The organism is Oribacterium sp. HCP28S3_H8 (assembly GCF_052064775.1).
In the GTDB taxonomy this organism is placed as follows: domain Bacteria; phylum Bacillota; class Clostridia; order Lachnospirales; family Lachnospiraceae; genus Oribacterium.
This window is the reverse complement of record NZ_JBQHUZ010000009.1, coordinates 1-25,209: the sequence shown is the minus strand read 5'-3', so window position 1 is coordinate 25,209 and position 25,209 is coordinate 1. Positions and strand designations below refer to the sequence as shown.

At 47.0% G+C, this 25,209-nt stretch carries 27 protein-coding genes and 3 tRNA genes; 1 reads left to right on the top strand and 29 read right to left on the bottom strand.

Annotation, left to right across the window (positions count from 1 at the left end):
* Position 1: 1 nt before the first annotated feature.
* The 5 genes from ACTNEN_RS10910 to ACTNEN_RS10890 form a co-directional block, all read right to left on the bottom strand.
* The gene (locus tag ACTNEN_RS10910) at positions 2-316 is read right to left on the bottom strand and encodes an AzlD domain-containing protein (RefSeq protein ID WP_441206461.1); all 315 of its coding nucleotides are present in this window, start codon (positions 314-316) and stop codon (positions 2-4) included.
* Complete coding sequence (locus tag ACTNEN_RS10905; protein ID WP_441206460.1) at positions 313-1,077, bottom strand: AzlC family ABC transporter permease; 765 nt, start codon at positions 1,075-1,077, stop codon at positions 313-315. Before ACTNEN_RS10905 ends, ACTNEN_RS10910 begins: the two co-directional genes overlap by 4 nt.
* Before the next feature lie 384 nt (positions 1,078-1,461).
* A complete protein-coding gene (locus ACTNEN_RS10900; RefSeq protein WP_441206459.1) occupies positions 1,462-2,763 on the bottom strand; it encodes a hypothetical protein in 1,302 nt (433 codons plus the stop codon).
* A 17-nt stretch (positions 2,764-2,780) separates the two neighbouring features.
* The gene (locus ACTNEN_RS10895) at positions 2,781-5,282 is read right to left on the bottom strand and encodes a hypothetical protein (protein ID WP_441206458.1); all 2,502 of its coding nucleotides are present in this window, start codon (positions 5,280-5,282) and stop codon (positions 2,781-2,783) included.
* Positions 5,279-7,585 (bottom strand): efflux RND transporter permease subunit, encoded by a 2,307-nt coding sequence (locus ACTNEN_RS10890; RefSeq protein WP_441206456.1) that lies wholly within the window; start codon positions 7,583-7,585, stop codon positions 5,279-5,281. The genes ACTNEN_RS10895 and ACTNEN_RS10890 overlap by 4 nt, the downstream gene beginning before the upstream one ends.
* A 344-nt stretch (positions 7,586-7,929) precedes the next feature.
* On the opposite strand from ACTNEN_RS10890, the gene ACTNEN_RS10885 reads away from it, so the two are divergent.
* Positions 7,930-8,523, top strand: coding sequence for a TetR/AcrR family transcriptional regulator (locus ACTNEN_RS10885; protein ID WP_441206455.1), 594 nt, complete (start codon positions 7,930-7,932; stop codon positions 8,521-8,523).
* Between the two features lie 522 nt (positions 8,524-9,045).
* On the opposite strand, the gene ACTNEN_RS10880 is transcribed toward ACTNEN_RS10885, so the two are convergent.
* From ACTNEN_RS10880 to ACTNEN_RS10765, 24 genes are all read right to left on the bottom strand, one after another.
* Positions 9,046-9,294, bottom strand: a complete 249-nt coding sequence (locus ACTNEN_RS10880) for a DUF1858 domain-containing protein (RefSeq protein WP_441206453.1) — start codon at positions 9,292-9,294, stop codon at positions 9,046-9,048.
* 74 nt (positions 9,295-9,368) lie between these two features.
* Entirely contained in the window at positions 9,369-10,094 is a 726-nt protein-coding gene (locus tag ACTNEN_RS10875; RefSeq protein WP_441206451.1) for an adaptor protein MecA, read from the bottom strand.
* A 114-nt stretch (positions 10,095-10,208) separates the two neighbouring features.
* Positions 10,209-11,549, bottom strand: a complete 1,341-nt coding sequence (gene dnaB, locus ACTNEN_RS10870; RefSeq protein WP_441206558.1) for a replicative DNA helicase — start codon at positions 11,547-11,549, stop codon at positions 10,209-10,211.
* A gap of 152 nt (positions 11,550-11,701) precedes the next feature.
* The gene (gene rplI, locus ACTNEN_RS10865; RefSeq protein ID WP_441206450.1) at positions 11,702-12,151 is read right to left on the bottom strand and encodes a 50S ribosomal protein L9; all 450 of its coding nucleotides are present in this window, start codon (positions 12,149-12,151) and stop codon (positions 11,702-11,704) included.
* A 2-nt stretch (positions 12,152-12,153) separates the two neighbouring features.
* On the bottom strand, positions 12,154-14,199 hold the full coding sequence (locus ACTNEN_RS10860) for a DHH family phosphoesterase (RefSeq protein WP_441206448.1): 2,046 nt from the start codon (positions 14,197-14,199) through the stop codon (positions 12,154-12,156).
* A gap of 97 nt (positions 14,200-14,296) precedes the next feature.
* Positions 14,297-14,563, bottom strand: coding sequence for a 30S ribosomal protein S18 (gene rpsR / locus ACTNEN_RS10855; protein WP_441206447.1), 267 nt, complete (start codon positions 14,561-14,563; stop codon positions 14,297-14,299).
* Between the two features lie 44 nt (positions 14,564-14,607).
* Positions 14,608-15,114, bottom strand: coding sequence for a single-stranded DNA-binding protein (locus ACTNEN_RS10850; RefSeq protein WP_441206445.1), 507 nt, complete (start codon positions 15,112-15,114; stop codon positions 14,608-14,610).
* A gap of 25 nt (positions 15,115-15,139) precedes the next feature.
* Positions 15,140-15,481: a 30S ribosomal protein S6 gene (rpsF, locus tag ACTNEN_RS10845; RefSeq protein ID WP_441206443.1), complete on the bottom strand. Its 342-nt coding sequence runs from the start codon at positions 15,479-15,481 to the stop codon at positions 15,140-15,142.
* 113 nt (positions 15,482-15,594) lie between these two features.
* Complete coding sequence (locus ACTNEN_RS10840) at positions 15,595-15,789, bottom strand: DUF951 domain-containing protein (RefSeq protein WP_441206442.1); 195 nt, start codon at positions 15,787-15,789, stop codon at positions 15,595-15,597.
* Between the two features lie 71 nt (positions 15,790-15,860).
* Positions 15,861-16,538, bottom strand: coding sequence for a GNAT family N-acetyltransferase (locus tag ACTNEN_RS10835; RefSeq protein WP_441206440.1), 678 nt, complete (start codon positions 16,536-16,538; stop codon positions 15,861-15,863).
* A complete protein-coding gene (locus ACTNEN_RS10830) occupies positions 16,495-17,511 on the bottom strand; it encodes a DUF2156 domain-containing protein (RefSeq protein ID WP_441206439.1) in 1,017 nt (338 codons plus the stop codon). The genes ACTNEN_RS10835 and ACTNEN_RS10830 overlap by 44 nt, the downstream gene beginning before the upstream one ends.
* A 113-nt stretch (positions 17,512-17,624) precedes the next feature.
* The gene (locus tag ACTNEN_RS10825) at positions 17,625-18,032 is read right to left on the bottom strand and encodes a signal peptidase I (RefSeq protein ID WP_441206437.1); all 408 of its coding nucleotides are present in this window, start codon (positions 18,030-18,032) and stop codon (positions 17,625-17,627) included.
* A gap of 11 nt (positions 18,033-18,043) precedes the next feature.
* Entirely contained in the window at positions 18,044-18,325 is a 282-nt protein-coding gene (locus tag ACTNEN_RS10820; protein ID WP_441206435.1) for a hypothetical protein, read from the bottom strand.
* Between the two features lie 63 nt (positions 18,326-18,388).
* Positions 18,389-18,823, bottom strand: a complete 435-nt coding sequence (locus ACTNEN_RS10815; protein WP_441206434.1) for a hypothetical protein — start codon at positions 18,821-18,823, stop codon at positions 18,389-18,391.
* Positions 18,824-18,962: 139 nt separating this feature from the next.
* Positions 18,963-19,706 (bottom strand): tRNA1(Val) (adenine(37)-N6)-methyltransferase, encoded by a 744-nt coding sequence (locus ACTNEN_RS10810; RefSeq protein ID WP_441206432.1) that lies wholly within the window; start codon positions 19,704-19,706, stop codon positions 18,963-18,965.
* Positions 19,707-19,708: 2 nt separating this feature from the next.
* Complete coding sequence (locus ACTNEN_RS10805) at positions 19,709-20,638, bottom strand: PSP1 domain-containing protein (RefSeq protein ID WP_441206431.1); 930 nt, start codon at positions 20,636-20,638, stop codon at positions 19,709-19,711.
* A 41-nt stretch (positions 20,639-20,679) separates the two neighbouring features.
* Positions 20,680-21,648 carry a DNA polymerase III subunit delta' C-terminal domain-containing protein gene (locus ACTNEN_RS10800; RefSeq protein ID WP_441206430.1) on the bottom strand — a complete coding sequence of 323 codons (969 nt, stop codon included), beginning with the start codon at positions 21,646-21,648 and terminating at the stop codon, positions 20,680-20,682.
* Positions 21,611-22,195 carry a guanylate kinase gene (locus ACTNEN_RS10795; RefSeq protein ID WP_441206428.1) on the bottom strand — a complete coding sequence of 195 codons (585 nt, stop codon included), beginning with the start codon at positions 22,193-22,195 and terminating at the stop codon, positions 21,611-21,613. The genes ACTNEN_RS10800 and ACTNEN_RS10795 overlap by 38 nt, the downstream gene beginning before the upstream one ends.
* A 27-nt stretch (positions 22,196-22,222) precedes the next feature.
* Positions 22,223-22,810: a hypothetical protein gene (locus ACTNEN_RS10790; protein ID WP_441206426.1), complete on the bottom strand. Its 588-nt coding sequence runs from the start codon at positions 22,808-22,810 to the stop codon at positions 22,223-22,225.
* A 21-nt stretch (positions 22,811-22,831) separates the two neighbouring features.
* Positions 22,832-23,824, bottom strand: a complete 993-nt coding sequence (locus ACTNEN_RS10785; protein WP_441206425.1) for a biotin--[acetyl-CoA-carboxylase] ligase — start codon at positions 23,822-23,824, stop codon at positions 22,832-22,834.
* A gap of 210 nt (positions 23,825-24,034) precedes the next feature.
* Positions 24,035-24,343: a hypothetical protein gene (locus ACTNEN_RS10780; RefSeq protein ID WP_441206423.1), complete on the bottom strand. Its 309-nt coding sequence runs from the start codon at positions 24,341-24,343 to the stop codon at positions 24,035-24,037.
* Between the two features lie 432 nt (positions 24,344-24,775).
* Positions 24,776-24,847, bottom strand: a tRNA-Glu gene (locus ACTNEN_RS10775).
* A gap of 6 nt (positions 24,848-24,853) precedes the next feature.
* Positions 24,854-24,924 (bottom strand) — tRNA-Cys (locus tag ACTNEN_RS10770).
* A gap of 50 nt (positions 24,925-24,974) precedes the next feature.
* Positions 24,975-25,047 (bottom strand) — tRNA-Asn (locus ACTNEN_RS10765).
* Positions 25,048-25,209 lie beyond the last annotated feature (162 nt).

The following is a 25,209-nucleotide window of genomic DNA, read 5'->3' as shown; positions in this document are numbered from 1 at the left end:
GTTATAAGACGCTTTCCAATATAAACACTGTCACGCTGCAGGCGATGGCAACCGGAAAAAGCCCCAGCCCGCGCCATGCCATGACCATGCCGACCACCAGTGCCATCAGTCCCGCTAATGGCTGCTCTGTCGCATCCATGATTGCAGGGAATGTCATGACCGCAAGTGTGACATATGGTACATAGTATAAAAACGAGCGTATGGTACGGTTGCGGATCTGTTTCCGGATCAGTGTCAGCGGCAGCACACGGATGATATATGACACTGCAAACATGATAAAGATGTAAATATAGGGGTTGAGTCTTGTGTTTGTCATGCCTTGATACCTTTCTCCTCCTGGATTTTATCCGGGATCTGCTCTGCTTCCTGCTCTTCCTGCACTGGAAACAGTATTGCTGCTATGAGGGAAATCACCACTGTCAGGATGATGATTCTGTTGCCGCTGGATAACGCCGAAAGATAGGGAAGCCGTGAGAATGCAAAGCTTCCGATCATAGCAATCGCCACCATTCCACGGACTACCTTGTTTTCTCGTGCAGGTGGAATGATGATGGCAAGAAACATGCCGTATAGCAGGACGCTGAGTGCACTCACAACATTGTCCGGAAGGACATTACCCACAACAACTCCAAGGCAGGTTCCGATCGCCCAGAGACTTAACGACGACAAAGCCAGCCCGTAGTTGTAAAAAGGATTGAGCCAGCCCTTTACCGTGACAGAGGCTCCAAAAATCTCATCGGTAATCACATATCCAAGTCCAAGTCGATGGAGAAAGGATGTATGCTCGGGCAGCTTCTGGCTGAGCGCTGCAGACATCAGGAGATAACGTGCATTGATGATCAATGTGATCAGCGCCATTTCAAAATACGGCGCGTTGGACGCAATGACCGTAAAGCCTGCGTATTCACCAGCCGAGGCATTGCAGAGGAGGCTCGCAAGCGTTGCCTGAAATGCGGTCAGCCCCGCATTTTTAGCGGAAATGCCAAGCGCAAAGGAAACCGCCAGATATCCAAGTCCGATCGGGATCCCATCTCTAAGTCCTTTTTTAAGCCAGCTTCTATTCTGATTTTCTGTCATATCCTTACCCGTTCTATTGCCTGATGCCTGATGCCCGCTGCCAGTTGCATAATGCTATTGCCGGTTGCATGATGCTTGATACTTAATACCCGCGGCATAATGCGTACTTCCTTGCACGCTCCTATTTACCTGAATTGTCTGATGACCAGATACATCACTTTTGTAATCTTATCTCAAAGCCACGGTAATGTTAATCTGATATAATATATCTTTAAGTTATTACAGATAGTCCCGGAAGCTGACATCCACTGTGCAAATTCATCTGCATCTCATGCAAATCCATAATTTCCGTACAATTTTCACTCCACTCATGCAAGCTTAACTTCAAAGGGCATAAAAATAGCCCGCCGGAGTATCTTTGCCTCCGGCGGGCTTTGTTATTTGTTATGGATTCTGACATGCGCCGCTTGTGTCAAACTGATAGGTTTTACCATTGATCATGTGGCTTCCGGTCAGCATCGCTCCATTGGAGCTGCCCACCTTGGTCTCAAGATAGTACCACTTGCCGGCATCCTGGAGCCAACCGGTATGCATGTAACTATCCGCGTCAAAATAGTACCAGGTGCCTCTGATCTGCTGCCAGCCACTGCTGCAGGGTACTCCATTTTTAAGGAACTGCCAGCGGTAGCTTGTCCGCTTCCAGACCCCGTCCGTACCACTGCTGCTCGGCGTCCCGGCGAGAGAAGCCTGCGTATAGGTATGCTGGGCAAAATTTCCATCCACCATGCCGGTATAGTCTCCCATGAACTCCCAGACATCATCCACATCATAGTCAGAGGTATCCACACTCTCTTCACCGGTAACTCCAAACTCCGAAACGGCGATATTATAGTATTTTGCCTCGTGCTGCTTAGGCACCGCGCGCACCTCAACCGAGAAATCCGATGCAGCGGAGTTCCGGTATGCTCGGACATCCATCGTCGTGCCGGTAACCTTTTCCTTATGGCTCCGCTTTGTGCCGGAGTTATCCACCCAGCTGATCTTTACCTGATAGGTATCGGCGAATGACAAGCTTTCCCAGGACGCGATACCCGCATTGGAAACATTCGCCGTCATATAGCCCTCATCCTTGGTCGCAAGGGCACGAACTGCAACGCCGATCTGACCGTCAGCATCCCGCTGGATATAGCTTCCGATGTTTGCACTTGTACCATTAACATATTGATGCGCGGTCTTGGCTTCTCCGCCCCGCGTCGTATATCCGATAACAAGCTCATATCGTCCGGCATAGCTTACTTCCGGCCAGCTCACGGTCTTTGTGCTGTAATGGATGGTCGGCTGAGGCGTTGTAAGCTGATAAAAAGGATACACCTCCAGTCTCCCCGTGGCTTCATCGTTATCAACCGACACACTGTCAATGTAGCTTGTGCGGAAGCCCTTACCCGTAATTTCCAGATCATCGTCCAGGATCTCCTCATCCGCATGGATCTTGAAGCGCACCGTTACCGGAACTGTGGGATTATCCTTGTCAAGCCCCTGCACATTGTCATAATTAAGCGTGAGCAGGTCTTCATCATCATCGTCCACTTCAAAGTACGGCACAAAGGATTGTCCGGCAGTGTGCTCCGGCAGCGATTCGGTGTCCGCATTGATTTCCAGATATTTCACAATCGCATAGGATGGGGTCGCCATCATAAGTGACATGATGCCAGCCCCGGTAAGTATCCTGAAAATGTTTTTATTCATGCTTCCTCCCTGCACATTTACTCTCCAAAGCCCAGAATCTTTTTAAGCGTGGTCCATATTTTCTTAAAGACAGCCGCAATTCTCTGGAATGCGGTCGTACCTTCGGCATCCACCTCAGAATCCAGTGTCTTATCCTCGTCATCGTCTGACTTGATTTCATCCGAACGGCAGATAATGGCGATGGAATCCGGCTCTTGGTTGGCATCACTGGTAAGCGATACCTTGGTCGCCTCCGGATCCATGTTAAGGAAGTTGTTGTCATCCTCCTCATCGTCCAGCTCATTATTGATGCTGTCCCGAAGATCCCGTCCGGAGTTTTTCAGGTTCTTAGTGGCATCAACCATCGTCCGCGTATTGTCAATCGCCTGCTCTCCGGCTTCAATGCCGGCATCTGCTGCATTGCCAAAGTCATCGGATGCATTGCGAATGGTATCATTAAGAAGCTGCATGGCATTGGCAACGCCATCGGCCGTCACCTGTGCCTGCAGGAGTACGTTATCCGCATTGCTGATGGCGGTCTGAATGTCATCGTAATAGTCGTTTGCGACTCCCGTCATGCGGTCGGCATCACTCATCACCGTACGGAAGCCATTCATGACTCTTGCGACATTTTTAGATACATCGCCGCCGTCGTCAAGGATGTTTTCCAGACTGTCACTGAGATCATCCATTGCAGAAAGCAGTTCATCCGCCTGCGCGCCGGTAAGCTCGGAAACCTGATTCAGATACTCGTCCAGTACCGGAGTAAATTCCGCTACTGCTGTCTTAGTGGCAAGCTGAGAGCCGCCATTGGTGTTATCATTCAGGCCATCATACTGAGCCTGTAATCTGTCACTTTCTTTCTTAAGCAGTGCCTTTTTAATATCCAATGACCCCTTGGAAAAAGCCGCTTCTTTAGCTGCATTATTTTTTTCCTGCTCAAGTTCATCCAGCTGAGCCTTCCCAGCCTTCAGCTGCTTATCATAGTCTTCCAGTTGTTGCTGCATTGCAGGAAGCTTAGCTTCAACTTCCTCCACAGTACCAAGATTTTTACTCTCAATTGCAGCTTTAAGGACATCCTTCGTTTTCTTTTCTTCAGTTGTTAATTCTGATTCATTTTTAGCTGCAAGTTTTTTATATGTCTCTACTGCCCCTTGCAGTACTTTGAAATCACTCAGCTTTTCGGTATACGCTGCATAGTTTTTTTCATACTCAGAAAGCTTCTGCTGATAGGTATCAGAAATCATATCTGCCTTATCCTGCGCAAGCTGATCCTGTCCATCAATGATATCATTTCCTACAGCAAATGTGATATCAGATGCACTCGCCGCAGCCTTCTGACCCAATTCTTGGCTTAACGCATCCAGTGCTTTCTTGGTTTCTGCAGCTTCTGCCTGTACGTCTTTTGCATTAAAGCTTACATCCGCTCCAGACATGGAGCTGGAGAGCCGCTTCAGCGCGGTGTTAAGCTTTCCGACCCGGGTGTTTACATTCTGCACATCTTCATTCAAAGCATTTAACTGTGCATTGGTGTCATAGACCAGCCACTGGGTGGTTCTTAGCGAGCTGTCCATCGGGGTAAGCGTCGCAGAGAGATTTCGGATATCCTGAATTGCCACATCATTTCCGGCAAAGATGCCATCCTTTGCGGTATGAATCTTATCCTTACCGGACTTAAGATCCTTAAGCATCTCATTGGTGAGATCCAGCTGGCTTGAAACATTGACAACCGCATCCATAACATCATCCATGTCATCCATCATGCTGTTGGTATTGTCACGGAACTTATCCTCCAGCTCCTTTAAGTCCTTGATCTTTTTAAGATCTCCGACGGTGCCGGGTGACATGATCATAAAGGCGCCGTAGGTCTCAAAGCTGTCGGTACCCATCCGTACAACAAAGTGCGCTTCCTTACCGGGCAGTGCTTCAAAGACCACGGCATTCATCTGCCCAATGGAGGTGCTCTGAGAGTCCGGTGCGTCCACCGAATAACACTTGGTGAGGTCCACCGGCACGGCAACAATGAGCATCATGTTGTTCTGCATGTATTCTGAAACCTGCGAGTTGGGGTAAGCGTCGATATCCATCTCCACCAGACCGGACTTTCCGCCGACTTCATCCGCATTGGTTACGACACCATTGACCTTATACGTAATGTCAAAGGTCCATGGGGTCTTGACCGCTTTAGGATCCATCTCGCCCTGGAAAAAGAACTTGCTGCCATCCTCCGGCGCATGCCAGGTCACAGAGCCGTTTTTCTCGGTGCCCTTCTCATCTGTGGACATGTTTAAAAGACTTTTATACTGACCGAAGTCTGTATAGTCCGGGTTCCCGTTGAAATTTATGCCCTTGACAACATTCGCCTTATTGATCGTACCGTAATAATCCAGATTAAGGTACAGGGTTTCATCCACCGCAACCTGCGCCGCTCCTGCATAGGCGGTAATCGGCGTAATCAGTACGGTTGATGTAATGCTTGAAACAATTGCTATGGAAGCAATTGACCGATAAAATAATTTTTTAATCTGATATCTTTTCATGCTTCCTTCTCCTCTCCACTCTGCTGGTCCCTCTGTTTTACAAGCGCCGGTTCTCTCTGCGCTGACATATGCTTTAAAGCCTCTTTCCAGCGTTTATGTCGCTCCCGTCTACGGTTCTGCAGGGAAATCACCGCCTGACGAACCTTGGCTCTGCGGAGTGCGCGGCGTGCCATGACCGGCATGGTAATAAACTTATCAATAATACGAAGCAATGTCGGCATCATCGTTGTTACAAAAAATACCGACAGAATCGCACCACGGCCTACCAGATGTCCTACCTCGGAAATTGCCGGAATCGAGGATTTTATACTGATGGCATATCCGCAAACAACCAGAATCAGACCTGAAGTCAGAATCGACGGGAATGACATCTCCGTCATTTTTTCCGCTGCCTTCCGTTTATCCTTTTCCGTCGCGCGGATCTGTATGTAGTTCTCCGTCGAGGAGATCGCATAGTCAATGGTGGATCCGAGCTGAATGCAGGAAACCACGGCATACGCGATGAAAATCAGCGTTACTCCCTCAAGATACGGGAAGGACATGTTGAGATAAATTGCCATCATGATCGGAATCATGGTAGCGACCGGCACGACCGGACTCTTAAAGGTCAGCGCAACTACGATAAAGATACTGATCATTGCCAGTGTATTAACGAGATTATAGTCCGGAATCAGGACGGTCTCCATATCCTTGGTTGTCGGTGTATTTCCGGTGATATAGGCATCCTGATAGTAGCTCTTGATCAGATTGGAAACCTCATCCGAGTACTTATAGGCGGTCGGCGACTCCGGCTTGGTTTTGATATAAATCAGGAGTCTCGCATAACCATCCTTATGGAAAAGCTCGGAGATGGATTCCGGCAGGATGGCCTCGGGCATCCCGGTCGGGAGATATTCGGATAGGCCCATTACCTTTTTTACATACTCCTTATCATCCAGTGCATCTACCAGCTCTTTTTCCTTTTGCATCCCCTCATCCGGGAAAATTGCAACCAGCAGATTGGAACGGCCGAACTCTTGATCAATCGCCGCAGAATTTTCATACATTGTAGTGCCGGGTCCGGCGCCGGTCGCATCCGGTCCATAAAGGAAGTTGTTCATTCCCTGTGCGATATAGATCGGTCCTGCAAGCAGTAATGCTACAATCATCACAACCGGTGAAATCTTGTTCACTACCTGCGAGAAGCGGTGGAATTTGGGCAGGAACGGACGGTGCTCATATTTCTCGATCCGGTCTGACCAGCCAAGGATCAGAGACGGCATGAGGAAAATAACACAGAGCAGCGAGCAGATGATACCCTTGGACATCACAAGACCCATATCCCAGCCAATCGAGAACTTCATAAAGATCAGTACAATAAATCCAAAGAAGGTCGTAAGACTAGATGCAAGGATAGTACTGATGGTGTTGGTGAGTCCCTTTTTAAGTGCTTCCTCCTTATTTAATCCTGTGGCACGCTCTCTTTCATAGGCATGCAGCAGAAAGACCGAATAGTCCATGGAGGTCGCGAGCTGCAGGATATCACTGATGTTGTTGGTAATATACGAGATTTCTCCGAGGAATATGTTACTGCCTTTATTGATTGCGATCGCACAGCCAATTACCGTAAGAAACAGCACCGGCTCAAACCACGAGGTTGTCGTAAACAGCAAAATAAAGAAGATCAGCACAACGACAATCAGCATGATCTCCGACATTTCCTTTTTAACGTTTTCCTCGATAAACTTGTTGGTCGGGGACATACCGACGAGATATCCATGATCTCCGATCATCTTGTCGATCTCGGCGATTGCCTGATGTGTCCGTTTGGAGGTATCACCTTCTTTAAAGGTAATATCCATCTCGGCATGACCATCCTTATAGTAATCCTTGATGTCATCCTGATTGATGAACTCCGAGGAACTATAGATCTGTGTTGTCAGATCGCACCAGACCACCTGATCGACACCATCGACCTTTTCGATGGCATCCTTATACCGTTTTGCTTCATATAAGGTAACATCCTTAAGCATCAGACGCCCTGTGCCGGGATAACCAAAAATATCCTCCATCTTGTTAATGGCAATCTTGGAATCCACAGTATTGGGCAGATACTTTGTGAGGTCGTAATTGACCTTTACAAAGGGATAACAGATCGCGTTAAAGATGACAAGCAGGATCACAATATCCCGGATGATCTTATTGTGTTTTACAATAAAATCCGCGAGAGAACTATGGCCACGCTTTTTTTTACTCTGATCCGCCGAACTTTTCTTACCTCCGGATCCTTTTTTGCCATGATGAAACAATCCCGATAAACTCATACAGCTTCCCTCTTTTCTGGAAATCCCGATTCCGGATTTCCAGGCTCTTAATATCTAGTGTATAACTGCCAGCAGTCATTTGGAAGACGCTTTTTGTAAGATTTAAAGAACAAAATGTAGCGTTTTCGCCTTCCATATCATCAACATGTTGAGGATAAATAGATGATCGTGTATTAAAAAACGTTTTATCCATTTATTGACATGTGTTCATTTTTATGATACCGTTATTATAAAAAGAAGTTCTGATTAACGCAATAAGCAATTTTAAATTCCAGGTTTATTAATAAACATATTTTATATTTTTGTCTATTTTATTAGGACGTTTATTGGAAAGGAAGTTTATCATGTCGGAAGCTTCAATCGGATCAGAATCCAATTCTTCTCCTGTCACTGATCGCAGGATCCGTAAGACAAGAGCCGCTCTCAAGCAGAGTCTGACGGAGCTTTTAAAAACCAAAAGCATCAAGGACATTTCCGTAAAGGAGCTTACGGATCTTGCCGATGTCAACCGCGGAACCTTTTATCTCCACTATAAGGATGTATTTGATCTGCTGGATCAGTCTGAGAACGATCTTCTGGATGAGCTGAAAACCACGCTTGACAATTACAATACAGATCTTGTGCAGGGAAATCCGGTCATCCTGATGGAGGGTGTCTACAAGCTTTGCAGAAATAATGCGAGTCTTGTAAGCACGCTCATTGGTGAAAACGGCGATATCAAGTTCTTAAACAAGCTGAACACAGTAATCCGGGAGAAATGTCTCAACGACTGGTCCTTCATCCTTAAAAAACAGAAACTGGAACATTTTGATGCCTATTACAGCTTCCTGGTCGGAGGATGTCTCAGCCTCCTGCAGTACTGGTTCTCCAACGGGATGAAGCAGTCTCCCAAGGAGCTCGCTACCATCACCGGGACATTTTTGGAGAGAAATCTTTAAATTTAAGAGATATCTGTGATTTTAGAAATAACGAAACATAGTTCATCAAAATGCCTTGACATTAAAAGTGCTGTGATACTCGATCACAGCACTTTTATTATTTTTTAAAAAAACATTTCTTGTGAAATACCTGTTGACGACTAGGATTTTATATGCTATATTATCTATAGTTAGTTAGCAATGACTAACCAAGTTAGGATTTTACAATCGCTTGTAAAGCCCATAACAAAGCCGTACGGTCTTGTCCTCCTGACCATAACAGGATCGTAACGGAAGAATCTCCTGAAATAAATAGACTCAACTTAAGTGCAGCAGAAAGCCCGGACAAAAATCCGGGCTTTCTGCTTTTACTATATTGATTTGATTTAAAGCTCTCTATCAAATAAAAGAGCACATAAAAAGAGCACCCGAATGGATATTTCATCCACTTCGGATACTCTTATACAAAACATTTTATAAAAAGTATTGTCGTTACAGGACTGGTTTTTGATACTCCTATCCTGCGATCAGGAAACGTATGCTTTACTGCGCGTTCCCGGTATGCTCAGCGCTGCCGCCGTTCTGTGCTTCCTCATACTCTCTCAGCACATCATTAAGATCCTGTGTCAGCATATCGCTGTCAATGCCATGCACCATGCATGCCTCCTCCAGGGACTCCGCCATAGAAGCCGGGCAGTACACACAGCCCATGCCGTTCTGCATAAGAAATGGTGCGATCATCTCATTCATCTGAAGCAGGTCTCCGATTCTCATATCCTTGGTAACTGTCATAGTTGTATCCTTTCTGAATTGTAAGACGCCTTACTGTAAGTCCCGGCGTCTTGCCTTAGTGCAGGTATCGGTGTTTATAACGCAGCCAGCTTCTGCAGTGCATCACTGCCGATCAGCTTCTCGAGGTGCTCCTCATAGTAAGCCTCATTCAGCTCGCCGCCATTCACCTTATCCCCATACTCCGAGAGCAGATTGCTTGCTCTTTGTAATGCCTCTGCTCCACCCTTGCCGGTGTGCAGAACCAGATAGTATCTGTGATTGGACTCATCCTTATACAGCGTATTCTGTCCATTGTAGAGACTTCCGATCGCTGCTGCCGCATCGGAAACACGGTCCAGATCAGTAAAACGGAAGATCCGCAAAAGATCTACAGCCGGGGCATCTGCTGCCTGCGCCTGATCCTCGGTGTCAGCCTTGGATTGTACGTCTCCGTTTTTACCCAGGATGTCTTGCGCACCCTCCAGGATCTCGCTGGCAAGCTGTGACAACCAGCCGTTCTGTCTGGACATGGCGCTCTGTGAGAACTTGGAAAATCTTGTATCCAGCTCCTCAGGATCATCTACCTTGGAAATAATCAGCTGAATGGAGCCGCCCTGCAGCGGGACCGCTTCAATCATCAGCGGAGTATTGTCCGGCACAAACCCGACTTCATCCCTGGCTTTCTGCATCATCTCATTAAATAGACGTTTTGCCGCAGCGCTGCCATAGGTCATATCCCTCAGATTGATATTTCTGGAGGAAAGGTCCAGGCTTGTTAATGTGCATCTGATGGAGTTGTCATCAATTCTTTCTATTTTCATGGCTCCTCCTAAGCATGTAACATGCTTTATAAAATCGTATAATATACTGAACTTTGCAGAAATGCAAATCATTACTGCATTTTTTACAAAGATTTCATATTCCCTTTTTTCGGGTCAGCTATGCTCCGCATTTACAAATCTTGTATACTGTGGCTGCCATACCAGCGTCACTGTACCGATCGGACCGTTTCTCTGTTTTGCGATAATTACCTCAGCTTCATTGGGATGCTCTGTATCTTTATTATAGTAGTCATCACGGTAAAGGAACATAACAATATCCGCATCCTGCTCGATCGCTCCCGATTCACGCAGATCCGACAGCATCGGTCGGTGATCCGGACGCTGCTCCGGAGCACGGGACAACTGGGAGAGTGCCACTACCGGACACTCCATCTCTCTTGCCAGTGCCTTAAGCGATCTTGAAATCTCGGAAATCTCCTGCTGCCGGCTGTCTGAGGATTGTCTGCTGCCGGATCCGGACATCAGCTGCAGGTAATCGATCATGATGAGACTGATACCTTTTTCCAGCTTTATCTTGCGGCACTTACTGCGAACCTCGGATACTGTAATGCCCGGGGTATCATCTATCATGATATTGGAATTATAAATCCGGTCCGTACCCTCCACGATGGTTGCCCATTCCTCATCCGACAGCTGACCCTTACGGATTTTGTCGGCGTCAATGAGCGTTTCTAGCGACAGCATTCGATTGACAAGCTGCTCTGCCGACATTTCCAGTGAAAACACCACACATGGCAGGTTTTTACGGATACCGACATAATCGATGATGTTAAGTGCAAATGCAGTCTTACCCATGGATGGACGCGCTGCCACAAGGATGAGATCTGATGGCTGCAGTCCGGCTGTCCGGAAATCCAGATCTACAAATCCGGTTGCAACGCCGGTGATCGGATCCTTCAGCTTACTTGCCTTCTCAATATTGTGAAGCACATTCATTGCCACCTCGGAAATCGGGGTAAATTCCCTCGTATTCCGTTTCTGAAGGAGGTCAAAAATCCGTTTTTCCGTTGTGGCGAGGATATCCTCCACATCTTCCTTACCATCATAGCAGAGATTGGCAATGTCCTCGTTGGTCCGGATCAACGCCCGGAGCACGGCTTTTTCTTTTACAATGTTGCAGTAGTAACGGATGTTGGCGCTGGTAGGTACGGACTGCATGATCTGCTTAAACAGATTCATATCCGTGATTTCCGGAGGCACATCCTTCTGCTTGAGCCGGTCCTGGAGCGTAACCAGGTCTACGGGCTGTCCTTCATTAAACAGCTCCCGCATGGCTTCAAACATGACGCTGTACTGACGCTCATAAAAGTCATCTGCTGTAAGCTGCTCTGTGGCAGTCATCACCGCATCCTTGTCCCGGAGCATGGAACCGATGACACTCTGCTCCGCCTCGGAGGCATGGGGAATGACCCGCGTCAGCACATTTTCATTCATATCTGCCATTTTTCTTATGTCTCCTGATTTTCCGATCTCGGTCTTTATATTCTTACGTAAATACTTTTGCTGTATGCCCGATCATTGCCATAATGATCTTTACTGACTTCATTTCTTACGCGCAGCTTTACGCTGCGAATGCATGATGCTCTTTACTGCGCCTGAAGTACGGTGACATGCAGCCTGGCAGTGACGTCCTTATGAAGATGTACGTCCACATCATAGCCGCCAAGATTTTTAAGCGGTACATCTGTGACGATTTTCTTTTTGTCAATTTCAATTCCGGTCTGCTTTTTAAGTGCTTCCTGAATTTCCTTGGTGGATACCGATCCAAAGGTTCTGCCGTCCTTACCTGCCTTGATCGATACTGTAACCTTGACAGCCTCAAGCTTTTCCTTCAGTGCCTGTGCCTCCGCCAGCTTTTCTGCGGCAATTTTTTCCGCATTGGCATTCTGCAGCTTCAGAGTATTAAGATTTTTTGTATCCGCAAGCACGCCGGTCTTAGAGGGGATAATGTAGTTTCTACCATATCCCTCGCTTACCTCTACAATATCACCCTTTTTACCAAGAGATTTTACATCTTTTAACAAAATAACTTTCATACTCAGGCTTCTCCTTCATCAATCATTTCATCAATGGCTGCCTTAACCGAGGCAATGGCCTCGTCAATGGAGCCTTCCTTAAGCTGCGCACCGGCGATGGTACGATGTCCGCCGCCTCCCAGCTTTTCCATCAGAACCTGCACATTCACCTCATCAATAGAACGTGCAGAGACATAAATTATATCATTATAAAGCGTAAGTACAATACTTGCCTTAATCCCACGGATGTTAAGAAGCTCATTAGCAGTCTGCGCGGCAAGAACCGTCGGGCTTTCCACGCCCTTGGCAGCCACCGTACTAAAGGCAAAAGCATTACGGTAAATATCCGCATTGCTGATCGCCTCCGCTTTTGCCTGGTAATCCTTAAGGTTCTCCCGGAAAATCTTCCGGATCCTCGTAATATCCGCTCCGCACCGCCGGAGATATGCCGCCGCTTCAAAGGTACGGACACCGGTCTGGTTGGTAAATTCCTGCGAATCAATTACAATACCGCCGTACATGGCATCGGCTTCCGCCGGCTTTACACGGATTCCGTCGCCGATGTACTGCATCATTTCTGCAATCATTTCACTTGCAGAGGAGGCATACGGCTCACAGTAGCTGAGAACGGCACCCTGTACAGTTTCCGAGCTCTGTCTGTGATGATCAAACACCACAATGGTATGGCACTTCTCATGCTTTAAAAGTCTAGGATCATCCAGGATCGATGGTCGGTTGCAGTCTACAATGACCAGTACAGAATTATCATCCATGAGCTGCATCGCCCGGTCTCCGGTAATAAACATATCCTGCGGATACTCATCATTTTGCAGAAAACGCTCCTTCAGTGGAAGCACCGGTGCCGTCATCTTGTTCTGCACAATATAGGTCTTTTTAGAGAGTGTTACCGCCATCCGATAGACACCCACGGAAGCTCCAAGACAGTCCACATCTCCATTGGTATGTCCCATGATAAAGACCTTATCCTTACCCTCCAGCAGCTCCTGGAACGCCTGTGCCTTGACTCTCGCCTTGACTCGTGTCGCTTTTTCCGTGGACTGCGACTTGCCTCCGAAATACGTCACCTTTTCCTGGGACTTTACAACCGCCTGGTCGCCGCCACGGCCGAGTGCCATATCAATCGAGGTCCGGGCATACTCGTAGTTTGCGCTATATTCCGGTGCTCCGTATCCCAGTCCGATACTGAGTGTTACTGCCATCTCATTGCCGATATCTACCTGACGAACCTCATCCAGGATAGAAAAGCGGTCATCCAGCATTTTCTGAAGGTATTTCTGCTTAAGCACAAAGAAATACTTATCTTTCTCGATTTTTTTGATGAGTCCGTTTACCGCACCGATATAGCGGTTAATCTTTCTGTCTACAAGCGCGGTCAGGAGCGAACGCCGGACTTCCTCCACCTGCTCCAGAACCTCGTCATAGTTATCAATATAGATCAGACCACAGACGATATGCTCATCTCCCAGTTCCTTTTTTAAATGGACCTCATCGGTTTCATCCTTAAGATACACTGCTACAATTTTACTTGCTGGATCCACCAGTCTCAGCTCTCTGCTGTTTTCATAAGATATGCTGGTTCTCAAAAGGCGGAGGCAGTACCTGTGATCGTGGAATGCAGAGTGCACCTCTACAGCTGCTTCATCCTCCAGCAGCATTTCCCTGGTAATATTGGGAAAGATAGAAATCAGATTTCCGCTCTGACTATGGTCCTCCAGTAAAATATCCTGGAAGCTTTGGTTCTGCCATAGGATGGTTCCATTGGAATCCACAATGCAATATGGTGTCGGCATAACTCTGAGAAGCTCGGAATGAACTTCATTGGCGGAGATGGAAAACTCCTCCAGCAGTCCCTCGAACTTTGTTTTCCGGCTCTTGTACAGCCAGATGGCAAGAGCATAATAGACTACGACTACGATACCCACAAGTATGCCTGCCTTTGGCGCAGCCGCCCATGCTGCCATATCCGCTATAATCACCAGAACTCCGAGAATCAACGGAGCCTTGAGATATATATCGATAAACCCTCGGGTTTTTGTATGATTACTCATCGTACCCCCTGTAAATATGTGAAACTTTGGAATTGATTATAGCATAGGTACAGGCAATAAAAAAGAGATCCCGCTAAAAGCGAGATCTCCTAAATCTTTAGTCAACCTGGAATGGAAGAAGTGCTACCTGTCTTGCACGCTTTACAGCGGTTGTAATCGCTCTCTGGTGAGTAGCGCAGGTGCCTGTAATTCTTCTTGGCAGGATCTTGCCTCTCTCAGAGATATACTTTCTTAATGTAGCTACATCTTTATAATCAATTGGCTTTGCTTTCTCACTGCAGAATACGCAAACCTTTCTTCTGCTGTGGAAACCGCCGGCTCTTCTAGGTCTAGAGCCACTTCTATCCGACTTCTGAAATGCCATGGTTTTGTCCTCCTTGTAAAATTTCCGAAGGATCCACTCTCCTTTTAGTTAAAAGGAAGTCCTTCGTCTTCTACCCCATCAGGTATATTCATAAAACCATCGCCGATAGAGCTGCCGTCATCACTGCCACCATTGTGACCATATGCGCTGCCGGAGTTGTTGTTATTGTAGCTGCGGTTGTTAGCATAGCTTCCGCCATTACCAGCACCAGCGGCTGCACCCTTACTATCTGCGAATTCCTGATCATCTACGATAACATCGGTTGTATAAACAGTCTGGCCATCTTTATTGGTATAGCTTCCAGTCTGGATTCTGCCGGATACCAGCATCCTCATACCCTGATGCATATACTTCTCAGCGAATTCTGCAGAACGTCCGAATGCGATGCATCTGATGAAATCTGCGGTCTGCTGATTATCATTGTTCTGATCTCTGCGGCCTCTTCTGTCAACTGCAAGAGTATATCTTGCAATTGCCATACTGTTGTCACTCTGTGAGTATCGGATTTCAGGATCTCTTGTCAATCTACCCATTAGGATAACTCTGTTCATTTATTGATTCTCGCTTTCCGCTTGCTTATTCTGCTGTCTCTTCTGCAGCTGGCTCTTCAGCCTTTACAGTCTCAGCATCAGCTTCTGGCTTAACGACAAGATATCTGATAACCGGCTCCATAATGCGAACCTGATTCTCGAGCTCGTTTGGAGTCTCTGCATCTCCTGTGAATGGGATGAAGTAGTAGTAGCCTTCCTTCATATTCTGAATTTCATAAGCTAATCTCTTTTTGCCCCACTCTTGGATGTTCTCTCCAACTGTTCCATTGTAACGAGCAATGTATTCCTTGATCTTTTCAATGGCAGCAGCTCTCTCATCATCTTCAAGCTTCGCACTCAGAACAACGCATAATTCGTACTTGTTCATCTGCTTTACCTCCTTTTGGTCTCTGGCCTCCACATATGTGTGAAAGCAAGGATATTTTTTGTGATACGGTTATTGATCTTAACAAAAAAGCCAGGCTATTGCAAGCTTTTTATTTAAATTACATCAGGATTTTTTGCTTCAACCTTCCTGACAAGTGACGTAAATTTGCTTCTCGGAAGCATAATCTGATGCCCGCATCCGAGACACCGGATCCGGATGTCTGCACCGGTTCTCAAAATTTCCCATTCTCTGGATCCGCATGGATGCTGTTTTTTCATGATCACGCGATCGCCGACAGAAAATTCCATATTGTCCTTCACTTCCTTAAATTTTTCCTTACTCCGGGGACAAGAAAGCTATCCTCTGACCTGCTCCGAGATCAGATATCCTCTGAAATATATATCTTCTGCTCTCTTAACCAGGCAAGCATCTGCTCCGGTGGTGTATTGACTGCCAATCCGCTGAGTTTTGCAAAGGCTTCTTTGGAAATCACCTTAGCCATAATCACCGGATGCTCCGGGAGCCCGTCGCTCTCTCCATCCAGCATGGCAATCCGTTCTTCCTCCTGCAGCCTGCGCTGATAATCCTCATCCCGGACACAATAGACATCATACTGTTTTTGCAAGGTCTCCGGATCCGGATGACGGTCTGTCTGATATTCCGCAATCGTCTCAAATCCAAACGGCTCGTAAATCTTTTCATCCACAGGGATCAGGAAACAAAATGGAATATCCTCCTCTTGCATTTCCCGGAAGGCACACTCCAGAACCTCCCGCATATGTCCCTCATGCCGGTGTGCACGATCTGTAGCTACGGCATAGATATAATAAATCTTTGCATTCTGTCCCTTCACCATCATATGATAGGGATTAATGTGCGCCATCGAGAGGATATGTCCATCCTGCTCGCTAATTACGATTTTATTATCCCGACAGCGATCCTCATAGTAAAAGGACACAAACGCATCCGAGTCCTCATTAAATATGTCCTGGTACAGCTCCCGGGTCCGGATCTTATCCCTGAGATCCGTCAGTACCTTCGCTTCTGTCTGCTTCATAATTGTCAATCTCTGCTTCATACTGATCCTTAAGCTCATCCTGCCAGTCCCCGAAGTTTTTCTGCAGAACCATATATTTCCTCTCGTAAGCAATCGGATTATAGCTCTCCTTGGACCGTCTCAGACCCTCAAGGCCTACATCATCCTCTCTGTTTACAAGCTCTGCATCCGGAAACTCATGCAGGAGAAACTGCTGGTTGATCATCTGATAGATTCCGGGGATTTCCGAATTTCCCTTTTCGATATCAATACATGCCATCTTTTCCCTGGGATTATAGGCGCCCATGGAAAACGCCTCCAACTGTCCGTCAATAAAGATACCGCCCATCCGGTAATCAATCCAGAAGCAGTTCTGCAGTACTGCGTGAATGCCATTCACCTCGTACTCAAGCGATTCCTCTCCATTGATTTCCTCCTGAGAGCGTTTTGCATACCACCGGTCCAGAAACTCCCAGACGGTCTGCTTGTCCTGACAGGACATGCTGCGGTACTCCCAGCGTCCCTCATATTCCCGCATAAACTTATTTACAAGATTCTTTTTTTTATGGAAGCGTTTCCCCGGGAGCGTACGAAGCTCCTCTGCATCATAAAGATAGTCCCGGAAATCGCATTCTTCCCTGACGAGGTAGTTGGAATTGTCCTGAAGTTTGAGAGCAGTAACTGCTTCCTCGTCGGCAAGATAAATCTTGAGCGGCTTGCCAAGAACCTCATTAAAATATTTTTCTGTAAGCGCAAAGTAATAGGGTAAATCCTCCTCTGCGCAGTATGGCATGGCAGCAAAGTGCTCTCCCTCGCTCTCCATCACCGTAAGCAGTGCCTTGTCATCTACGACACAGCACCTGGTATCATAATAATCTGCCCACAGATACGTATCCAGTACACCAGTATCACAGGTTTTATTTGGTCGCATTGAAAAAAACGGTGCAAGTCTTGAGGACTCTTCTGCCTGTGGCTTGGTAAATTTTAAATCCATATAGCCTCCCTTGGCTTTTGATCTTACATTCGCCGGTGATGCCCGACTCATCGTGTAGTATAGCATAGATTCCCGGAAAACCTTATGAATTTTATATGAATTACATGCTGCTGTTAAAATAAGATATGCGTGACTGTGCCAAGAATGTCTTCCCGCGCTCTGATTCCGAAATCCGGGGCATTGTTATTGTCTCCTTTGGTGATATAGCCATCCTGCTCCCGGGAAACAATCCGGTGCGTCACATAGGCGTGCTCGCGTCCTGTCTCGATCGGAAACATCACAATATCTCCCGGCTCCGGTTCCTCCGTTTCCTGTTCTCTGACAATTAATATCGAACCGGTGTGGAATGTGGGCTCCATGGAATCACTCAGAACCAGAACCGGTTTCCATCCCAGAAAGAAAAAAGGAGTTCCATTCCTTTTTTCTTGATACGCTGCCGCCACCGAGTATATTGCAAGCAAAAGAAGCAGAAGTGTAATCATCCCGGTCAGGATCCCGGTAATATTTTTTAATCGTTTCATTTTTCCTCCTACTAGTAGATTTCATTGCCTCGCGGCATCCCATAGCTTTGGCTCTGAGCCGTTACATCTTCTGCTTCTCTCTCTTTTTCTGCGTTCACTGCCCGGTAAAAATACAAAATCCTCACCAGAATGAGACATACCAGGATCAGAATGGCCAGAATCAGTATAAGAAAAAGATACCCTACCGGTTTCTGGCCCTCTCCGAGATACACCATCACCGCTTCCTTATTGCCAGCAGCGGCGACCGTATTACCCGTGATGACCCTAACCTGACCTTTACTTTCTTTTTCCATCTGCATCCTTTGCATTCCCTGTTTGCGGAGGATGACCCAATGCCGTGCTTCCTTCTGAAGCTTCTACGACTCCGGGTCCTCCGTCAAAGGAGATGCTGTGCCTCTCCTGCGGCTTCTGTATGGTACCGATGCTGCCTCGACTCCCCCGTTTCCGGGAAGCTTCGATGCCGGGATTTCCCCCTCATACGGAACGCTGCACATGGAGATATCCACTATGCAGGTCTCCCCGGATACGTTTGCAGTGGATGCCAGATCCAGCTCCAGTACCAGTTTCAGTTGTTTGTCCACATGGGATTTCTGCAGAATAGTTTCCGTATACCCGGAATCCGCTGACAGATTGCTGCAGGAATCAGAAAAGATACGGATGTCCCTGACCGGCTCCAGAACAAGGTGGAAGCGGTGTTCCGCAGGATTGGAGTACTCCTCCGCCCCTGCCGAAAAAGAGATTAGCACGAGAAACATTACAAATGCTGTAAACAGTGTCTGTAATTTCCTCATGACAAAATCCTATCACAGGAAAATGAAATTGCATATACTACTTGTTTTGATAATATCCGTATAAGGATAATATCCCTTTAAAGACAATATAAAAAAGCGCGGAAATCCGCGCTTTCCAGGAGCTTATACATAAAACAGCTTAATTATTTTTAGTGTTTTGGCCTTTGCTCTGATAGATCCCGAGGATCTCATCGCTGTAAACATTCGCCTCACGATAGACGATGAGGGGAGGTTCTACTGTAAGCTGGCTTCTGCCTCCTTTAACGGCTTCCATCAAGAAAAGGTTCGCCTCCCGGTCCTGATAAGGATAGACCAATCTCATACGCTTCGGCTCAAGGTGAACCCGACGAAGCTCTGTCATAATATCTGCGAGCCGGTTCGGTCGGTGCACAAGAAAAAATTTACCGTTTGATTTTAATGTGAATGCTGCTGCATACGCAATGTCGTAAAAGCTGCAGGTAACCTCATGACGGGAAATCAGCTTACGGCTCTCCGCATTTTTAAGACCTGCTTTCATATACGGAGGATTGGAGGTAACGACATTCATACTGGAATCCAAACCCAGCGTACGGACCTCCCGGACATCTGCCTGCAGGATCCTCATTCGATGCTCCTGATGATTGAGACGGACGGATCGCTCCGCCATCTCTGCCACATCCTTCTGGATTTCAATGCCGGTAAGCTCTGCTGCATCCGTTTTGGCGGCAATCAACAGCGGGATGATCCCTGTGCCTGTACCTAGATCCAGAACCCGGGCTCCGGGCATAACGGTTGGAACCGCATAGTTTGCCAGCAGCACGGCATCCATACCAAAGCAGAATCCATCTGTATCCTGAATAATCCTGTAGCCATTACACTGCAGGTCATCAATACGCTCTGCCATACCTAGTCATCCAGACGATTGGATGCATCCTGCGTTTCCAAAGATTCCAGCGCCTGTGCCTCTTTGGCATCCCGATCCTGACGATCCGTACGTTCGTTTCTTGGTTTTCTGCGTTTTGGCTTGAACTTAAGCTCCGAAACCTTATACTCCCGCATCTCCTTCTCGTCTTCCTTTTCCAGATTGACCACAACCTTGACCTTTTGGTTCAGTACAGAAACAGAGCTTACCTCGCCCCGGAGGCCATCCGGTGTTGTCACAAAATCGCCAATGGATGGAAGCTTGGAATTTAAAAATTCATAAACCTCCTCCTCGTTTTTAAGACAGCACATCAGTCGTCCGCAGACACCGGAAATGTTGGCCGGATTAAGAGACAGACCCTGTTCTTTAGCCATCTTGATCGATACCGGCGCAAATTCCGAGAGGAAGGTGTGGCAGCACAGCGGTCTCCCGCAGACGCCATAACCGCCGAGAATCTTGGTCTCATCACGCACACCCACCTGCCGAAGCTCAATCCTTGTGCGGAATACAGCTGCAAGATCCTTCACCAGTGCCCGGAAATCCACTCTGCCATCCGCCGTAAAATAAAACAATACCTTACCCCGGTCAAACGTGTATTCCACATCAATGAGCTTCATCTCAAGCCCATGCTTCTTGATCTTTTCCTGGCAGATCCGGTAGGCTTCTTTCTCCTTTGCGTGGTTTTCCTCTTCCTGCTGGTCATCCTCCGGGCTTGCCTTACGAAGCACCGGTTTTAATGGCTGTACGATCTTATCGTCAGCAGTTTCACGGTTTCCAAGTATGACATATCCGTACTCCACACCCCGGGCAGTCTCCACAATCGCATGCTCTCCCCGGACAAACATAATGCCATCCGGGTCAAAATAGTAAATCTTGCCGGCAGTTCTAAATCTTACGCCAATAATTGTTGCCATCTATATCCTCCGGGACTTCTGTCCCATCTACTTAAACTCATTTACTGCTTGTCTCCCGAGGCTCTTTTAAGCAGCAATAGAAGGGTTTCCAGCTGCAAATCCCGGTTTACATTGCTGCGAATGCCTCGGAGATCTCTTGAAATCTCGTCTGTCACTCTCCCAAGCTCCTCATAGCTCAGCTCCCCTGCAAGCTTTATAATACTGTCGGAAATTTCACCGGCATACATAAGGCTGCTGTCTCCGGAGCCTTTATAACATAACACATCCCGGAAAACAATTTCAAGAAGCGCCAGGAGATCAGTCATCGGCACCTTGCTCTTATTCATGCTGTCAATATACTGAAGTATATCCGCGATGCTCCTGTACCTGATTTCACTTAGAAATTTTACCGTTTCCTTAGCCCAGTCCTCCTGATAATATGTCCGGAAGCTCTCGCCGGCATCCTTCTCCCCCGCCTTGATTTCAATGACACGCGATAAAATCGTAGGTAGAAAGTGATCCGCATTGCTGGCAAGCAGCATGATCACAACATATTCCGGTGGTTCCTCCAGCGTTTTAAGCAGCGCATTTTGCGCCTGCGGATTCATTTTTTCCGCCTGCAGTACAAGATAGATCTTATACTCTGCCTCATATGGACGGACATCGACGGTATCTGCTACATTGCGACGGATATTGTCCACACTGATGGTGTTGGGATGGTCTTCCGGCTTATCCGGCGAGATCCGTATGAGATCCGGGTGAATCTGTTTCTCCACCCGGAGCCGGACGCTGTCTCTCCAGTCATCTACGCTCTGATAGCCCCGGCTCTGCCAGATCGGATCCGGATCGGCGAATGTATACGGGTCCGGGTCATTCGCATTTTTTGCACTACTGCTGTCCGTAAGCTTATGATCACGTATAAGGAGTGAAGCTGCAAATTCCTGTGCGGCCTGTTCTAAAGCTTCGCGATCTTCACCGGTAAGGAGATACGCATTATAGATCTGGTTTTCCGGAATCTTTAAGGATTTCATATATACACTGCTCCAGATTAATATTCTGATATCGTTTTATGATACCTGCCTGCCGGAGCCGGTCCTCGGAAAAATCGATCTCGTCCGCTTGAAACCGGCGGTGCATCTCTTTTAGCTTAGGCACCTGCTGGCTTAATTCCCGCTCCTCTGCACGCTTCAGTCTCAGCTCATTTGGTACTTCTATGTAAAGCGGAAACAATGTGGATCTGCCAAAATACTCGCGCATTTTACAGTAGCTCTCGAGCGTACCGATCATCAGATACTCCATACTCTCCGGGTCCTGAATCTGTCCGTCATCGACCGTGGCATATCTCCATGGACCGTAGACCGTATGATAGACTCTCTCCTCGATGACCTTGCCTGCGTGTTCCAGGCAATCCATCCTGGCATCATCAATGAAATGGTAGGTCTCTCCATCTTTCTCACCATCCCGGATCGGACGAGTGGTATATAAAACGACCTCCCTCCATGTCGGACATCGTTTTTTAAGATGCCTGTATATCGTATCCTTACCGCTTGCGGATTTACCCATAAGGTAATAAATCATGTCAGGATTCCTCTCTGCCGGGCTGTTTTACGGTTGTGTCGTCACAGGTCCGTTGTCACTGATATTGCTGTTATTGCCGGAGCTACCTGCATTGGCATTTTCTCCGGCAACCGGACCCTCTCCAATTACTACATCTCCGTTTTTATGTACGGCTTCCGTCTCTGCCGCGTAGCTTTCCACTGTTTCCTTCACCTTGCTCTCCGCGGTCTCCTTATCCTTCGCTGCCTTACTCTCGATTTCCTCTCCCGGGCCCTTGGTTTCGGATTTTGTCTCCTCCTGAGATACTTCTTCTGAAGATTCCTCTGTCTTGGTTTCCTTAGCTGCAGCTGTAGTACTTCTCTCCACTGTGGTTTCCGGCTGCGTCCGCTCGGTATCCCTTGCTTTGGTTTCCTGATCTGCCCGGATGGTAACCGGCTGCGCCGCGGTTGTTGTCTCTGCAGCACTTACCTTAAGATCCGGAAGCTTAAAGCCCTTGATATTCTGAAATACAAAAAATACGATCAAAATCGCAACCACCAGCATGGAAACAGCAAAAAGAATCCGGAAAAGATCACCGACAAGTGTAGCCTCCTCTTTCTTTTTTCTTCTGGTGCTTCTCTTTCTATAACTACTCATTGCTATGTCATTTCCTCTTTTCTATCGTTCAATCGTCTGATTTCCATCGCGGAGCCGAACCGAAACCTCACCAAAAACCAGTGCATTCCGGCTTCCATCCGCTTCTTGTATCTCCAGTCTGCCATCCGGCAGAATCGACAGTGCTTTTGCAGGTCTGCGCCTGTCACCGTCAATCACGGTAATCTCATGCCCCGGTACAATATTATGCTTTGCATAATCCGATGTAAGCCCCGGTTCAGCTGCCAGCTGATAAAACTCTCTGATCACCTCTGCTGCAAGCCTGTTCCGGTTAATCTGATGCTCTTTTGTCCTCTGTCCCATGATCGAACCTGCACGCTGACGGATCTCCTCCGGAAAACCGCCCTCCGGCTCATAAATATTTATGCCTATGCCGGCAATCACAAAATCAAGATGTCCAGACTCCATGCTTGCCTGTCCCTCAGACAAAATGCCACACACCTTCCGATGACCAAGATAAAGATCATTAACCCATTTGATTCCAAGCTCCACATTGCAGACCGTCTTAACGGCACGATACACAGCTACCGCAGCCTTGGCTGTAAGCGTCAGACTATTGCTCACCGTATCCTGAGGGCGGAGAAGCATACTCACATAGAGTCCGGTTCCCTTAGGCGAAAAAAAGCTTCGTCCAAGCCTTCCCTTCCCTCCGGTCTGATAATCCGAAACAATGGTGGTCCCTTCCGACGCATGCTGGGTATTGGCCATGGCTTTCAGTACATCATTTGTAGAGGTAACCTCCTGCAAAACCGTAAGCGGATATGGCTTGTCAAGATAATGCAGAATTTCCTCCCGGGACAAAACATCAGATTCCTCAGAAAGAGCATATCCGCGATTCTGCACAGCCGTGATCTCATAACCCTCTTCCTTTAGCTGCTGAACGGCCTTCCATACAGCAGTTCTGGAGCAATGCAGTCTCTCTGCGATATGTTCTCCGGAAAAATATGTACCCTTTTCGGTAATAAAAAGCTCTAAAAGTTCTGATTTTACTGACATCTCTCTGCCTCATTACAATCTGATTTCCAAAGCTATGGCTCCCCATATACGTCCTTACATAATATCAGAAAGCGACTTTAAACACAAGAAAACGAAAAAAGAAGGCAAGGGTCTGTGTTTCCGTTAAACTTCAACAAACTCCGCGCCTTCTTTGATCATTTCAGGATGATACGTTATGCTTTTATTACTAATGAATCGTTACAATTTAAGTTAAGAAGACGATTTTTCCCGGGTCTTCTCCATATTATATACCCAGTCAAAATGTATCTCCGCAAGACATCCGTCCGTACCCTTATGATAATCACATCGGTAAAATCCTCCGTTTTCAGATGTCAGAAACAGATCCTTCCATTCATTTTCCTGTATCTCTTTCCCATCAAAGAGGATGCGGATACCACGATTTCTAAATTTACGGATGCCATTAAGATAAAGCTCCTTCTGATCATAGTCCCGATCCACCTTCTTGGTTCGGAGCGTTTTGTTCCTGTCCCTTTCATGCAGAAATGTCGGATTTAACATGTGAACTTGCCTCCTGTTATATAGATTCTTTGATTTTCACTCCTGAATCCATTCCTTTCTTTTTTAGTGAATTGATACAGAATGAATCGGGGAAACAGGAGATCTCTTACGCGGACGGATCCGATAAACCTCCTTTCCTTTCCAGAACATGACGTTCTTAAGAAATGTGATACATTAAGTATAAAGGAAAGTACGAAAAAGTGTGATTATCTATATTAGGATAATATTCTTAAAAGGATAATATTCATAAAAAGATAACGCTATATATGGTGGAAAGCGTTTATGAATTTAAATGTATATGCCATATATTGAGAGATCTATTGAAAATTAATTATTGCTGCAAGGAACTCGAGTAGATAAGAATGCCCGCCTGACAGGCCATAGATATACGCAAAACGCAAAAAAAGAACAGCTTCCGCTGTTCTTAACTCATGACGCCAAGCAGATTCGAACTGCTGATACCACCGTGAAAGGGTGGTGTCTTAACCGCTTGACCATGGCGCCACAAAAAGGCGAAGACCGGATTCGGACCGGTGATCAGGGTGTTGCAGACCCACGCCTTACCACTTGGCTACTTCGCCATATTTTGAAAACGTACCAGGTAATATGGAACCTGGATTCTAACGTCTAGCTCCCCCAGTTGGACTCGAACCAACGACACCGCGGTTAACAGCCGCGTGCTCTACCGACTGAGCTATAGAGGAATAACAGAAATATCTGATTGAAACATCTTATCAAACTATTAGATAAGTGTCAACATCAAACCTAACCGGACCAAAAACCTTTTGGATAAGCCCTCGACCTATTAGTAACTATCACCTGAATGCCTTGCGGCACTTACAGCTTAGCCCTATCAACCTTGTACT